Origin of the sequence: Streptomyces sp. Wb2n-11, from assembly GCF_001049855.1 — a bacterium.
GTDB lineage: Bacteria > Actinomycetota > Actinomycetes > Streptomycetales > Streptomycetaceae > Streptomyces > Streptomyces altiplanensis.
Genome location: NZ_CVPB01000001.1, coordinates 1,938,213 through 1,953,135, shown reverse-complemented (window position 1 = coordinate 1,953,135; position 14,923 = coordinate 1,938,213). Strand labels below are relative to the sequence as shown.

Here is a 14,923-nt window from a genome sequence, read left to right as displayed (position 1 = left end):
TTGAAGGCATAGTCTCGGCAACGTCGTTTTTACCTTCAAGTGGTGGGCCACTCGATGTTGTGCCCCACTTGGAGTGCTTGCCCCCCACGCCAGGCAACGCGGCCAGGCACCAGGAGTTAATGTGACCAGCACTGCGCAACCACCGGCGTCCGGAGCCCGCGAAGCCCACCCGGATCACCTCGGCCACGTCATTTTCATCACGGCCGCGGCCGCGATGGGCGGTTTCCTCTTCGGATACGACAGCTCCGTCATCAACGGCGCGGTCGAAGGCATCCGAGGCAAGTACGACGTGGGGTCCGCGACCCTCGCGCAGGTCATCGCCATCGCTCTGATCGGCTGCGCCATCGGCGCCGCCACCGCGGGCCGCATAGCCGACCGCATCGGCCGTATCCGCGTCATGCAGATCGCGGCCGCGCTGTTCACGATCAGCGCCGTCGGCTCCGCGCTTCCCTTCGCCCTGTGGGACCTCGCCTTCTGGCGGGTCCTCGGCGGCATCGCCATCGGCATGGCCTCGGTCATCGGCCCCGCCTACATCGCAGAGGTCGCCCCGCCGGCGTACCGGGGCCGCCTCGGCGCCTTCCAGCAGGCCGCCATCGTCATCGGCATCGCCGTCTCCCAGCTCGTCAACTGGGGCATCCTCAACCTCGCCGACGGCGACCAGCGCGGCAAGCTGCTCGGCATCGAAGCCTGGCAGGTCATGCTCGGCGTCATGGTGGTCCCGGCCGTGCTCTACGGTCTGCTCTCCTTCGCCATCCCCGAGTCGCCGCGCTTCCTGATCTCCGTGGGCAAGGTCGGCAAGGCCAAGGAGATCCTGGCCGACGTCGAGGGCAAGAACGTCGACCTCGACCTGCGCGTCTCCGAGATCGAGCACGCGATGCGCAGCGAGCACAAGTCCACGTTCAAGGACCTGCTCGGCAGCCGCTTCGGCTTCCTGCCCATCGTCTGGGTCGGTATCGGCCTCTCGGTCTTCCAGCAGCTCGTCGGCATCAACGTCGCGTTCTACTACTCCGCGACGCTGTGGCAGTCGGTCGGCATCAACCCGAGCGACTCGTTCTTCTACTCGTTCACGACGTCGATCATCAACATCGTCGGCACCGTGATCGCCATGATCTTCGTCGACCGGATCGGCCGCAGGCCGCTCGCGCTCATCGGCTCGACCGGCATGGCGCTCGCCCTGGCCTTCGAGGCCTGGGCCTTCTCCGCGAACCTGGTCGACGGCAAGCTGCCGCACACCGAGGGCATCGTCGCGCTGATCGCGGCCCACGTCTTCGTGCTCTTCTTCGCCCTCTCGTGGGGCGTCGTGGTCTGGGTCTTCCTGGGCGAGATGTTCCCGAACCGGCTCCGCGCCGCCGCGCTCGGTGTCGCCGCCTCCGCGCAGTGGATCGCCAACTGGGCGATCACCGCGAGCTTCCCGAGCCTCTCCGAGTGGAACCTCTCGGGAACGTACGTGATCTACACAGTCTTCGCCGTGCTCTCGATCCCCTTCGTGCTCAAGTTCGTGAAGGAGACCAAGGGCAAGGCGTTGGAGGAGATGGGTTAATCCCCGCTGCCCGTCTCCTCGACCACGGAACTGCCCCGGCTCAGCTTCTGAGCCGGGGCAGCCGTGTCGTGTCGTGGTCGCGTCGGCCGTGTCGCGTCAGACGGACAGGCTTCCGACGGGCTCGGCCTCGCGCCCGTCCCCGGGCCGCGGCTCCGGAGTCGCGGCCGGTGCCACGGGCTTCGTCCTCGGCAGCACCGCGTACAGCAGCGCCGCCACGACGACCGTCGCCGCCCAGCCCAGGCCGTTGCGCCCGATCCAGGAACCGGCGAGCGGCCCGGTGAACCAGTCGACCTTGGTGAACAGCAGGCCCGCCACCAGGGCGACGCCCCACGCCACCATGGCCTGCCAGGCGAAACCGGCCCGGTACCAGTAGCCACTGGTGCGGGTGGTGTCCATGAGCGCCTCACCGTCGTATGTGCGACGGCTGAGCATGTCCACACCGAAGACGCCGATCCACGCGGAGAACGCCACGGCCAGCAGCGTCAGGAAGGAGATGAACGAGCCGAAGAAGCTCGTCGCCACCACCATCAGGAGAAAACCGAAGATCAGGCTGATGACCGCGTTGACACTCACGGCCCAGGCGCGCGGCACCTTGATGCCCAGCGTCTGCGCGGTGAATCCGGCCGAGTACATCGACATCGAGTTGATCAGCAGCATGCCGATCAGGGCGATCAGCAGGTACGGAACGGCGATCCAGGTCGGCAGCAGCTCGCCGATGAAGGACACCGGGTCGGCGGCCGACGCCAGGTCCGGCGTACTGACGGCCATGACCGCGCCCATCACGACCATCGGCAGCACGACGACGCCCGCGCCGCCGATGGTCGTGGAGACCAGGGCCTTGCCCGACGCCGTACGCGGCAGATAGCGCGTGAAGTCCGGGCCCGAGGGGACCCAGCTGATGCCGCCGGCCGCGATGGTGCCGATACCCGCGATCATCATCGCGGTGGAACCGGCGGGCTTGGCGAACACGGCGGACCAGTCGGTGCCGGCGATCAGATGGACCAGCACGAGCACGCTGAAGGCGCCGAAGAGGTACGTCGACCAGGTGCTGCACCGGCGCAGGGCGTTGATGCCCAGGCCCGACACCAGGAAGGTGCAGCCGACGAAGAGCAGCAGCGTCACGATGATCAGCGTGGTGTTGCTCTTGATGCCGAAGAGCAGATCGAGCACGGTCAGCACGGCGTACGCCCCGGTCACCGCGTTGATCGTCTCCCAGCCCCAGCGCGCGACCCAGATCAGCGAGCCGGGGAAGAGGTTGCCGCGCTGGCCGAACACCGCCCTGGAGAGTGCCATGCCGGGGGACCCGCCGTGCTTGCCCGCGATCGAGATCAGGCCGACGAGCCCGTACGAGACGACGGGCCCGGCGACGGCCACGGCCAGCACCTGCCAGAAATTCAGGCCGTTGAAGACGACCAGGCCCGCGCCCATGGTGAGCAGGAGCACGCTGATGTTGGCGGCGACCCAGGTGGGGAAGAGCTCGCGGACGCGGCCCGAGCGCTCGTGGTCGGGAACGGGCTCGAGACCGCGGGTCTCTATCGCGCCCTCGGACTCGGGGGCAGAGGCTTCAGGCATGGGGGAACTCCGTGCAGTGGTGGGGGGATCAACAGCATCTTACGGGCACAGCGGCGCACGCTCCCCCAAAAGGTCCAAATCCACACCATGCACCTCGTGTGATCCTCCGAGGATCCTCCCCGGGTGCAGGTGTGGCTGATACTGGATGGGTTATGGAAATCGTCATCCTTGCTGTAGTCATCGCCCTGGTCGCGATCGGCGCGATCAGCGGGCTCGTGGTCAGCAGCCGCAAGAAGAAGCAGCTGCCGCCCCAGGCGCCGCCGAGCACGCCGACCATCACCGCTCCGCCCGCCGAACCGCAGGTCGGCGAGGACGCGGCGCCACCGCGCGACGAAGCGCGCCGGACCATCGAGGAGGTGGACCTCCCGGACGCGTCGACCGCCGTCAAGGAGCCCGTCGCCGTCGAGGATCCGGTCGTCGCCGAACCCGTCGCGCCCGAGATCGAGATCCCCGAGCCCACCGCCGGCCGCCTGGTGCGGCTGCGCGCCCGGCTCGCCCGCTCGCAGAACACGCTCGGCAAGGGTCTGCTGACCCTGCTCTCCCGCGAACACCTCGACGAGGACACCTGGGAGGAGATCGAGGAAACGCTGCTCACCGCGGACGTCGGCGTCGCCCCGACCCAGGAACTGGTCGACCGGCTGCGTGAGCGCGTACGGGTGCTCGGCACGCGTACGCCGGGCGACCTGCGCCTCCTGCTCCGCGAGGAGCTGCTGAACCTGCTCGGTACGGACATGGACCGGGCGGTGAAGACCGAGGGCGGCCTGGACACCCCGGGCGTGGTCATGGTCGTCGGCGTCAACGGCACCGGCAAGACCACCACCACCGGCAAGCTCGCCCGCGTCCTGGTGGCCGACGGCCGCAGCGTGGTGCTCGGCGCCGCGGACACCTTCCGCGCCGCCGCCGCCGACCAGCTCCAGACCTGGGGCGAAAGGGTCGGCGCGCGCACGATCCGCGGCCCGAGGGCGGCGACCCGGCGTCGATCGCCTTCGACGCGGTGAAGGAAGGCATCGCCGAGGGCGCCGACGTCGTACTCATCGACACGGCGGGACGGCTGCACACCAAGACCGGGCTCATGGACGAACTCGGCAAGGTCAAGCGCGTCGTGGAGAAGCACGGCCCGCTCGACGAGGTGCTGCTGGTGCTGGACGCGACGACCGGACAGAACGGCCTGGTGCAGGCGCGGGTGTTCGCCGAGGTCGTGGACATCACCGGCATCGTGCTGACGAAGCTGGACGGCACGGCCCGGGGCGGCATCGTGATCGCGGTCCAGCGCGAGCTCGGCGTACCGGTGAAGCTGGTCGGCCTGGGGGAGGGCGCGGACGACCTCGCGCCGTTCGAGCCGGAGGCGTTCGTCGACGCGCTCATCGGCGACTAGCCCGAGGCTCCGCCCCGGACGCCGGTCCCGGCTGTAGGCCGGTCCCCGATCGCCGGACGAGCTCCATGCGGGCCGTCCGGCGATTGCCGTTGCCGGTGTGCCGTTACGCCGGGGAACGGTGTGCGATGTACGCCAGCGTTCCCAGCAGCAGCCGGGCCTGCGGCGGTGACTGCGCCGTGTCCAGCGCCGGGGGCGGAGCCAGCGGACCGGACCGAGGCCGCCGAGATCGGACGGCGGTGCCACGATGTGGTCGCCGGGGCCCAGCCCGCGCAGATCGAGGTCCGCGTCGTCCCAGCCCATCCGGTAGAGCAGCCGGGGAAGCTCGGCGGCTGCTCCCGGGGCGACGAAGAAGTGGGCCCGGCCGTCCGGCGTCGCGGCCACCGGTCCCAGCGGCAGCCCCATCCGTTCCAGCCGTACGAGCGCCCGGCGCCCGGCGGCCTCGGCGACCTCGATGACGTCGAACGTACGACCCACGGGCAGCAGTACCGCCGCGCCGGGGAACCCGGACCAGGTCTTGGCGACCTCGTCGAGGGAGGCGCCCGCGGGGACTTCGGGTGCGAAGGCCAGCGGATGGGCGCCCGGCGCCCGGCACGCCGTGTCGCCGCACGAGCAGTGCCGTGCTCCGGCGCGGGCGGAAGCGGGCCTCGCCGGGGCGGAGCCGGCCGGACCCGCTGCCGATGCTCTGGCGCCGGGCACCACCGCCCAGCCCCACAGCCCGGCGTACTCGGCCACCGTTGTGCAGTCCGGCATGCGGTCGCGGCGCCGTGAGCCGGACAGTGTCTCCCGGCCGATCGTGAAGCCCATACCCCCTCCAACGGTTCGAGCGCACCGGCGGTTACGCACCGGATCCGTATCGTGACGCTCCGTCGCGCCCGGACCGGTCCGGCGGCACACAGTGTCGTGAGAGGTGGTGCGGACCAGGTCGCACGCCCTGGCGTGCATCGCTCCGCCGACTCTCGATCGTCGTATGTCAAGTGAAGCGCGCTCGACCCCGGGAGAGTTCATTCGAAGGGGTGGCGAATGGTGGCGTTTATGGAAACGCCATGGCGGATGGGTGATCGTAGGATTACTTTCGGTGCACGAACCCTCCGGAGATCACGACACGTGCGGGTATGCCGGAGGCAAGCCGGTTCCGTGTTCGAGAGGGCATTCCTCGGACGGCAGGCCGTGACTCGCGGCATTCTGTTACGGGTTCGCGCATAGAGGTTTCAGTGGATGGGAGCGTTCCAGTGGGCGGCAGTGGCGCAGGCGGTACGAACGCTGGAAAGCGCCCGAACGAGCAACTGGGCTCGTGGTTCGTGCGCAGCGGCTGGTCGAAGGGCGAGCTCGCACGCCAAGTGAACCGCAGAGCGCGCCAGATGGGCGCGCACCACATCAGCACGGACACCTCACGCGTGCGCCGCTGGCTGGACGGCGAGCAGCCGCGCGAGCCGATCCCGCGCATCCTCTCCGAGCTCTTCTCCGAGCGGTTCGGCAGCGTCGTCGCCATCGAGGACATCGGTCTGCGCTCCGCCCACCAGTCACCCTCCGTGTCCGGAGTCGACCTGCCCTGGACGGGCCCCCAGACGGTCGCCCTGCTCAGCGAGTTCTCACGCAGCGACCTGATGCTCGCGCGGCGCGGCTTCCTCGGGACCTCGCTGGCGCTCGCCGCGGGGCCCGCCCTCATCGAGCCCATGCAGCGCTGGCTCGTCCCCGGGCCCCCGGCGGCCCCGACCGCCCGGAGGCGGCCGCGCCCTCGCGGCGGCCGTCCCGGCTCTCGGGGCCGGAACTGGACCTGCTGGAGTCCACGACCATGATGTTCCGCCAGTGGGACGCCCAGTGCGGCGGCGGGCTGCGGCGCAAGGCCGTCGTCGGACAGCTCCACGAAGTCACGGACCTGCTCCAGGAACCGCAGCCGGGGGCCACGTCCAGGCGGCTCTTCAAATGCGCCGCCGAACTGGCCGAGCTGGCCGGCTGGATGAGCTACGACGTGGGCCTGCACCCCACGGCGCAGAAGTACTTCGTGCTCGCCCTGCACGCCGCCAAGGAAGCCGGTGACAAGCCGTTCGGCAGTTACGTCCTGTCGAGCATGAGCCGTCAGATGATCCACCTCGGCCGCCCCGACGACGCGCTGGAACTCGTCCACCTCGCGCAGTACGGCAGCCGAGACTGCGCCACGCCCCGGACCCAGGCGATGCTGTATGCGATGGAGGCCCGCGCCTACGCCAACATCGGCCAGCCCAGCAAGTGCAAGCGGGCCGTCCGGATGGCCGAGGACACCTTCGCGGACGCCGGCCTGGACGGCGAGCCCGAGCCCGACTGGATCCGTTTCTTCTCCGAGGCCGAACTCAACGGCGAGAACGCCCACTCGTACCGCGACCTGGCCTATGTCGCCGGACGCAGCCCCACCTACGCCTCGCTCTCCGAGCCCGTCATGGAGCGCGCGGTGGAGCTCTTCGGCAAGGACGACGAACACCAGCGTTCGTATGCACTGAACCTCATCGGCATGGCCACCGTGCATCTGTTGAAACGCGAACCCGAACAGTCCGTCGTACTGGCCGAAAAGGCCCTCGCGGTCGCCAGACGCGTCCGTTCCGAGCGGGTGAACAACCGGCTCCGCAAGACCGTCGACACCGCTGCCAGGGACTTCGGCGACGTCGCCGAAGTCCTCGATCTCACCGACAGGCTCGCAGCCCAGCTGCCCGAAGCCGCGGAAGCGGTCTGAGAGCCCGGCCCGCGCCGCCCCATGCGCCGGTCGCGGCCGGCCACCCCGTAAAGCCCGACTCGGCTCCCCCGCGCCAGGCCAGCAGGGTGGCGGTCGCGACCGGTTTTCGCTGTGCGGCGCCTGCCGTGGGCAGAGGGTATCGACGGCCGACGGCCCCGGTCCGGCGGTTCACCCGTACGTAACACGCACGACCTCTTCGTCACTGGTGCGAAACATCGGGTGGCATCGGCCGAAACCGCCCTGCGCCAACCTCATGGCCCATAAGCGGCGCACCCCTTTGCTGCCGAACCGGCCACCAGGCCGGCAGGCCACCAGGCTCCGCCCCCGCACGGGCCGCACCGACGACGAGGAGACGCCGATGCCTCCAGGCATCACGACGCTTGCCGCAGACAAGATCGAACTGTCTGCCGCCAATACCGGCTTCATGCTCATCTGTTCCGCCCTGGTGATGCTCATGACGCCGGGCCTGGCCTTCTTCTACGGAGGCATGGTCCGCGTCAAGTCCACCCTGAACATGCTGATGATGAGCTTCATCAGCCTCGGGATCGTCACGATCCTCTGGGTGCTGTACGGCTTCAGCCTCGCCTTCGGCACCGACATCGGCTCGGTCGTCGGCTGGTCCTCGGAGTACGTCGGACTGAGCGGCATCGGAGTCACCGAGCTGTGGGACGGCTACACCATCCCGGTCTACGTCTTCGCGGCCTTCCAGCTGATGTTCGCGATCCTCACCCCCGCCCTGATCAGCGGCGCCCTGGCGGACCGCGTCAAGTTCACCGCCTGGGCGCTGTTCGTCGCCCTGTGGGTCACCGTCGTCTACTTCCCGGTCGCACACTGGGTGTGGGGCACCGGCGGCTGGCTCTTCGAGATGGGCGTCATCGACTTCGCGGGCGGCACGGCCGTCCACATCAACGCCGGCGCCGCGGCGCTCGGCGTCATCCTCGTCATCGGAAAGCGCGTCGGCTTCAAGAAGGACCCGATGCGCCCGCACAGCCTGCCGCTGGTGATGCTCGGCGCCGGGCTCCTGTGGTTCGGCTGGTTCGGCTTCAACGCCGGCTCCTGGCTGGGCAACGACGACGGTGTCGGCGCCGTGATGTTCCTCAACACCCAGGTCGCCACCGCCGCCGCCATGCTCGCCTGGCTGGCGTACGAGAAGATCCGGCACGGTTCGTTCACCACCCTGGGCGCAGCCTCCGGCGCCGTCGCGGGCCTCGTCGCGATCACTCCGGCCGGCGGCTCCGTCAGCCCGCTCGGCGCGATCGCCGTCGGCGTCATCGCCGGTCTGCTGTGTGCGATGGCCGTCGGCCTCAAGTACAAGCTGGGTTACGACGACTCCCTGGACGTCATCGGCGTCCACCTCGTCGGCGGCATCGCCGGCTCCCTCCTCGTCGGCTTCTTCGCCACCGGCGGCGTCCAGTCCGACGCCAAGGGCCTCTTCTACGGCGGCGGGCTCGACCAGCTCGGCAAGCAGGCCGTGGGCGTCTTCGCCGTACTGGCCTACTCTCTGGTGGTCTCCGCGCTCCTCGCCTTCGTCATCGACAAGGTGATGGGGATGCGGGTCCCCGAGGACGACGAGGTCTTGGGCATCGACCAGGTCGAACACGCCGAGACCGCATACGACTTCAGCGGAGCGGGCGGCGGTTCGGCCTCCCGCACGGCCGTGTCCGAGCCCGGCCGGACCGACAGGGCGGGCGCCGCGACGCAGAACAAGAAGGTGGACGCATGAAGCTCATCACCGCGGTCGTGAAGCCGCACCGGCTCGACGAGATCAAGGAGGCCCTCCAGGCCTTCGGAGTCCAGGGACTCACGGTCACCGAGGCCAGCGGATACGGCCGCCAGCGCGGTCACACCGAGGTCTACCGCGGCGCCGAGTACACGGTCGACCTCGTACCGAAGATCCGGATCGAGGTGCTGGTCGAGGACGGTGACGCCGAACAGCTCATCGACGTGGTGGTGAAAGCCGCCCGTACCGGCAAGATCGGTGACGGCAAGGTGTGGAGCGTGCCGGTCGAGACGGCGGTCAGGGTACGGACCGGCGAACGCGGCCCGGACGCCCTCTGACCGGACGTCCTGGTACCGGAACGCACAGAACGGGAGCTGCTGGGTGACGAGTGTTGAAGTGACCACCGAACCGTCCGACGACTCGGGACCCAGCGGCTACGCGGCGGCCCGGCTGAGACTTCTCCAGGAGAAGTCGCGGTCCGGGCCGCCGCGCCGTTCCGGCCTCGCCCGGCTGACCGACGACTGGCTGGGCGCGCTGTTCACCACGGCCGCCCTCGAAACGGGGGTCCGCGGCGCGGCCCTCGTCGCCGTCGGCGGATACGGCCGGGGCGAGTTGTCGCCGCGCAGCGACCTCGACCTCCTCCTCCTGCACGACACAAGCGCCGACAAGGCCGCGATCGCGGCCCTCGCCGACCGCGTCTGGTACCCGGTGTGGGACCTGGGCATCGCCCTCGACCACTCCGTACGCACGCCCGCCGAGGCCCGTGCCACCGCCGGCGAGGACCTCAAAGTGCACCTCGGACTCCTCGACGCCCGGCACGTCGCCGGCGACCTCGGCATCACCGCGGGACTGCGCAGCGCCGTACTCGCCGACTGGCGCAACCTCGCCCCCAAGCGGCTGCCCGAGCTCCACGAGCTCTGCCAGGAACGAGCCGTACGTCAGGGCGAACTGCAGTACCTCCTCGAACCCGACCTCAAGGAGGCGCGCGGCGGTCTGCGCGACGCCACCGCCCTGCGCGCCGTCGCCGCCTCCTGGCTCGCCGACGCCCCGCGCGAGGGCCTCGACGCGGCGCGGCGCCGGCTCCTCGACGTACGCGACGCGCTGCACCTGACCACCGGACGCGCCACCGACCGCCTCGCCCTCCAGGAGCAGGACCAGGTCGCCGCCGAGCTCGGTCTGCTGGACGCCGACACCCTGCTGCGCGAGGTGTACGAAGCGGCGCGCACCATCTCCTACGCCGGCGACGTCACCTGGCGCGAGGTGAACCGGGTCCTGCGCGCCCGGTCGCTGCGCCCCCGGCTGCGCGCCATGCTCGGCAGCAGGACCCCTCCCACCGACCGCACCCCGCTCGCGGAAGGAGTCGTCGAGCAGGACGGCGAGGTGGTGCTCGCCCGCACCGCGCGCCCCGAGCGCGACGCCGTGCTCCCGCTGCGGGCCGCCGCCGCCGCGGCCCAGTCGGGGCTGCCCGTCTCCCTGCACGCCGTACGCCGCCTCGCGGCCGTCGCCAAGCCGCTGCCCGTGCCCTGGCCGGCCGAGGCGCGCGAGGAACTCGTCACCCTCCTCGGCGCGGGTGAGGCGGCCGTCGGGGTGTGGGAGGCGCTGGAGGCCGAGGGGCTCATCACCCGGCTGCTGCCGGACTGGGAACGGGTGCGGTGCCGCCCGCAGCGCAACCCCGTCCACACCTGGACCGTCGACCGGCACCTGGTCGAAACGGCCGTACGGGCCTCCGCGCTCACCCGCCGGGTCGGGCGCCCCGACCTGCTGCTGACCGCCGCCCTGCTGCACGACTTCGGCAAGGGCTGGCCCGGTGACCACTCGGTGGCCGGCGAGATCATCGCCCGCGACATCGCCACCCGGATCGGCTTCGACCGCGCGGATGTCGGCGTGATCGCCACGCTCGTACGCCACCACCTCCTCCTCGTCGAGACCGCGACCCGGCGCGACCTGGACGACCCGGCCACCGTCCGTTCGGTGGCCGACGCGGTCAAGGCGACCGGCACCCTCGAACTCCTGCACGCCCTCACCGAGGCCGACGCGCTGGCCACCGGGCCCGCCGCCTGGTCCACCTGGCGCGCCTCGCTCGTCGCCGACCTGGTGAAACGCGTCGCCGCCGTCCTCGCGGGCGAAGCCCCGGCCGAGCCCGAACCCGCCGCCCCCAGCGCCGAACAGGAACGCCTCGCCGTCGAGGCGTTCCGTACCGGCGGGCCCGTCCTCTCGCTGCGCGCACAGCCCGAGGGCCACCGGGAGGACGCGGCCGAGGAGCCGGAGCCGCTCGGCGTCGAGCTGCTGATCGCCGTACCGGACCAGCCAGGTGTCCTGCCCGCGGTGGCCGGCGTACTGGCGATGCACCGGCTGACCGTACGCACGGCGGAACTGCGGGCCGCCGAACTCCCGCCCTCGGTGGTGGCCGGAGCCCCGCCGTCGCGGGCCGGCGTACTGCTGCTCGACTGGCGGGTGGCGGCGGAGTACGGATCGCTGCCCCAGGCCAGCCGGCTGCGCGCCGATCTCGTGCGCGCCCTGGACGGCTCGCTCGACATCCCGGCCCGCCTCGCGGAGCGGGAGCGCGCGTACGAGAAGAACCCGCGCAGGCGGGGCGCACAGGCCCCGCCGCCCCGTGTGACGGTCGCCCCCGCCGGGTCCCGGCTCGCGACGGTGATCGAGGTGCGCGCACAGGACGCCCCGGGCCTGCTGCACCGCATCGGCCACGCCCTGGAGTCGGCGAAAGTGCGGGTGCGCAGCGCGCACGTCTCGACCCTGGGCGCGAACGCGGTCGACGCCTTCTACGTCACGGGGCCCGAAGGCGCCCCGCTCCCGGAGATCGAGGCGGCCGAGGTGGCCGGGGCACTGGAGGGCGCGCTCCGCTGAGGGGCGGGGGCGGGCCGGGGGCAGACCCCACCGCGGACGGACAGATACCCTGGGGGCATCTGTGTCCACCCGTCCCCCGACCCGAGGATTCGCGACCGCCGTGTTCGATACTCTTTCCGACCGCCTCGCAGCGACATTCAAAAACCTCCGGGGCAAGGGCCGTCTGTCCGAGGCGGACATCGACGCCACGGCACGTGAGATCCGTATCGCGCTGCTGGAAGCGGATGTCGCGCTGCCCGTCGTCCGGGCGTTCATCAAGCAGGTCAAGGAGCGTGCCGCCGGGGCCGAGGTCTCGCAGGCGCTGAATCCCGCGCAGCAGGTCATCAAGATCGTCAACGAGGAGCTCGTCGGCATCCTCGGCGGCGAGACCCGCCGTCTGCGGTTCGCCAAGAACCCGCCCACCGTGATCATGCTCGCGGGTCTCCAGGGCGCGGGCAAGACGACCCTCGCCGGAAAGCTGGGCCTGTGGCTCAAGGGGCAGGGCCACTCGCCGATCCTGGTCGCCTGTGACCTCCAGCGCCCCAACGCCGTCAACCAGCTGAGCGTCGTCGCCGAGCGCGCCGGTGTCGCGGTGTACGCGCCGGAGCCCGGCAACGGCGTCGGTGACCCGGTCCAGGTCGCCAAGGACTCCATCGAGTACGCCAAGAACAAGCTGCACGACATCGTCATCGTCGACACCGCGGGCCGCCTCGGTATCGACCAGGAGCTGATGCAGCAGGCCGCGGACATCCGCGACGCCGTCAGCCCCGACGAGGTCCTCTTCGTCGTCGACGCGATGATCGGCCAGGACGCGGTCAACACCGCCGAGGCCTTCCGCGACGGCGTCGGCTTCGACGGCGTGGTGCTGTCCAAGCTCGACGGTGACGCCCGCGGTGGTGCCGCCCTGTCGATCGCCAAGGTGACCGGCCGCCAGATCATGTTCGCCTCCAACGGTGAGAAGCTGGACGACTTCGACGCGTTCCACCCGGACCGCATGGCGTCCCGCATCCTCGGCATGGGCGACATGCTGTCGCTCATCGAGAAGGCCGAGCAGACCTTCAGCCAGCAAGAGGCCGAAGCGATGGCGGCCAAGCTGGCGAAGGGCCCGAAGGAGTTCACGCTCGACGACTTCCTGGCCCAGATGGAGCAGGTCAGGAAGATGGGCTCCATCTCCAAGCTGCTCGGCATGATGCCCGGCATGGGGCAGATCAAGGAGCAGATCGCCAACATCGACGAGCGCGACGTGGACCGTACCGCCGCGATCATCAAGTCGATGACCCCCGCCGAGCGCCAGGACCCGACGATCATCAACGGCTCGCGCCGGGCCCGTGTCGCCAAGGGCTCGGGCGTCGATGTCAGCGCCGTGAAGAACCTGGTGGAGCGGTTCTTCGAGGCGCGCAAGATGATGTCGAAAATGGCCCAGGGCGGCGGGATGCCGGGCATGCCGGGCATCCCGGGCATGGGTGGTGGCCCCGGCCGTCAGAAGAAGCAGCAGAAGCAGGCCAAGGGCAAGCGCAAGAGCGGCAACCCGATGAAGCGGAAGCTGGAGGAGCAGGCCGCGGCCGAGCGCCGCGAGCAGGCCGCGCAGTCGGGCGGCGCGCTGGGCCTGCCGGCCGGCCAGGGTGACCAGAACTTCGAACTGCCCGACGAGTTCAAGAAGTTCATGGGCTGACGCCCGGCCGTAGTACGTACAGCGCCGTGGGCGCCCACTCCTTCCCCGGAGCGGGCGCCCACGCCGCTCACGGCGTACGCGCGATCAGGTAGCGGAAGACGTTGGACATCCAGACCGTTCCGTCCCGCCGCACGTGGGGGTGGAGAGCCTCGGTGAGCTCCTTCGCCACCTGCGCCGGGTCCGTGGCCCGTACGGCCGCGTCGAACAGCCCGGTCGACAGGAGCCCGCGCACGGCGCTGTCCATGTCGGCGTAACCGAAGGGGCACGCGACCCGCCCCGAACCGTCCGGTTTCAGCCCGGCCCGCGAGGCCACGTCCTCCAGGTCGTCCCTGAGCGCGGGACGCCAGCCGCGGCCGGCGGCGCGCGGGTTCTCGGCCAGCCGGGAGGCGACCCGCAGCACCGCGGAGGTCGCACAGCGCTCGGGCGGTCCCCAGCCGGCCAGGACCACTTCACTGCCCCGTTCGGTGAGCGGTATCGCGCTTTCGAGCGCCGCGGCGAGCCCGTCGGAATCACCGGCCGCGCAGCCCAGCGGCTCGAACGCGGTGACGAGGTTGTACGCGGGGGCAGCGGTGCCGCAGGCCTCCGCCGAACCGCCTTCGAACAACCGGGTGGATCCGTGAGGTGCGCCCCCCCGGCCACCGCTCCGCGGCGCGTCCGACAGCAGGCGCTCACGGGCCAGCGCGACCCGGGCGCGGTCGGCTTCGACGCCTGTCACGTGCGCACCGCGCGACGCGGCGATCAGCAGGGCGAGGCCCGAACCGCAGCCGAGGCCGAGCAGCCGGGTGGCGGGGCCCACCTCGAGCCGCTCGTACGCCGCTTCGTACAGCGGGACCAGCATCCGTTCCTGGATCTCGGCCCAGTCGCGGGCGCGTGCACCCGCGTCCGTCGCCGGCGGCGAAGCCGCGTTCGGGTGGTGCCGGACGAGCGTAGGTGTCATCGAAAGCGCCCCAATCCGCCGAGAGGTCATTACGTGTCCTGATGGACGTCCCCCGTGTGCGTGCGCTCGTACTCCCCGTATGCCAGGGAACTCCGCATCCGGCACCAAGTCCAGGGGGTGAAGGGCAATGCTTGCGTGCCCCTGCCGTGCGCCCCCGCGCCGGAGCGGATATCAGCTTCCAGAGTGCCGCCGACGAGCCGATCGCGCCACGGGAGGGGAACGCGACCGTGCGAGGCCGCGGCCGTGCGGCGTCTGTTTCCGGGGGACGGGGCGGTGCCGGAGGCCGGGGGCGCCCCCGGTACTGTCGCTGCCGTGGCCCGTGCCTGCGGGAACGCCCGCCGGCGCCCGGAGCGCCACTCGCGCCGCCCGGGGCAACCGATGTCCCGGCGCGCGGTCTTTGTCTATGCGCCGGGGCGTACGCGCGGGTACGCCCCGTGTTGACGGGTGCTGGGCGAGTCCTCCGCAGATCAGCGCACCCGCCCTCGTCAGGACGCATCAACGGCAACTGACGGGTACGTGCAAATTATTTGGGATGGCCCGGAATAGGAACACCGGGGCA

Annotated in this window: 7 protein-coding genes and 3 pseudogenes; 7 read left to right on the top strand and 3 right to left on the bottom strand. The window is 70.9% G+C overall.

All coding sequences use genetic code 11. The annotated features are described in order from the left end of the window. Positions 1-121 precede the first annotated feature (121 nt). Complete coding sequence (locus BN1555_RS08570; protein ID WP_093798815.1) at positions 122-1,540, top strand: sugar porter family MFS transporter; 1,419 nt, start codon at positions 122-124, stop codon at positions 1,538-1,540. A 96-nt stretch (positions 1,541-1,636) separates the two neighbouring features. On the opposite strand, the gene BN1555_RS08565 is transcribed toward BN1555_RS08570, so the two are convergent. Continuing rightward, positions 1,637-3,112, bottom strand: coding sequence for a cytosine permease (locus BN1555_RS08565; protein WP_093798814.1), 1,476 nt, complete (start codon positions 3,110-3,112; stop codon positions 1,637-1,639). Between the two features lie 152 nt (positions 3,113-3,264). Here BN1555_RS08565 and ftsY point away from each other — a divergent pair. Continuing rightward, positions 3,265-4,487: pseudogene (gene ftsY, locus BN1555_RS08560) on the top strand (signal recognition particle-docking protein FtsY). A gap of 103 nt (positions 4,488-4,590) precedes the next feature. Here ftsY and BN1555_RS08555 read toward each other — a convergent pair. Next, a pseudogene (locus BN1555_RS08555) lies at positions 4,591-5,291 on the bottom strand (bifunctional DNA primase/polymerase). Between the two features lie 425 nt (positions 5,292-5,716). Here BN1555_RS08555 and BN1555_RS08550 point away from each other — a divergent pair. From BN1555_RS08550 to ffh, 5 genes and pseudogenes are all read left to right on the top strand, one after another. Beyond that, positions 5,717-7,191, top strand: a pseudogene (locus BN1555_RS08550) (hypothetical protein). Positions 7,192-7,549: 358 nt separating this feature from the next. Beyond that, positions 7,550-8,914, top strand: coding sequence for an ammonium transporter (locus tag BN1555_RS08545; RefSeq protein WP_093798813.1), 1,365 nt, complete (start codon positions 7,550-7,552; stop codon positions 8,912-8,914). Beyond that, entirely contained in the window at positions 8,911-9,249 is a 339-nt protein-coding gene (locus BN1555_RS08540) for a P-II family nitrogen regulator (RefSeq protein WP_064070309.1), read from the top strand. Before BN1555_RS08545 ends, BN1555_RS08540 begins: the two co-directional genes overlap by 4 nt. A gap of 43 nt (positions 9,250-9,292) precedes the next feature. Then, positions 9,293-11,776, top strand: a complete 2,484-nt coding sequence (locus tag BN1555_RS08535) for a [protein-PII] uridylyltransferase (RefSeq protein WP_093798812.1) — start codon at positions 9,293-9,295, stop codon at positions 11,774-11,776. A gap of 100 nt (positions 11,777-11,876) precedes the next feature. Further along, a complete protein-coding gene (ffh, locus tag BN1555_RS08530) occupies positions 11,877-13,427 on the top strand; it encodes a signal recognition particle protein (RefSeq protein WP_093798811.1) in 1,551 nt (516 codons plus the stop codon). A gap of 67 nt (positions 13,428-13,494) precedes the next feature. Here ffh and BN1555_RS08525 read toward each other — a convergent pair whose 3' ends face one another. Then, positions 13,495-14,364, bottom strand: a complete 870-nt coding sequence (locus BN1555_RS08525) for an MDR/zinc-dependent alcohol dehydrogenase-like family protein (RefSeq protein WP_093798810.1) — start codon at positions 14,362-14,364, stop codon at positions 13,495-13,497. Positions 14,365-14,923 lie beyond the last annotated feature (559 nt).

What these genes read in the sequence shown, in the direction of transcription:
- BN1555_RS08565 (WP_093798814.1), bottom strand. Translation starts at nt 3,112, where the DNA reads ATGCCTGAAGCCTCTGCCCCCGAGTCCGAGGGCGCGATAGAGACCCGC.
- BN1555_RS08545 (WP_093798813.1), top strand. Translation starts at nt 7,550, where the DNA reads ATGCCTCCAGGCATCACGACGCTTGCCGCAGACAAGATCGAACTGTCT.
- BN1555_RS08540 (WP_064070309.1), top strand. Translation starts at nt 8,911, where the DNA reads ATGAAGCTCATCACCGCGGTCGTGAAGCCGCACCGGCTCGACGAGATC.
- BN1555_RS08525 (WP_093798810.1), bottom strand. Translation starts at nt 14,364, where the DNA reads ATGACACCTACGCTCGTCCGGCACCACCCGAACGCGGCTTCGCCGCCG.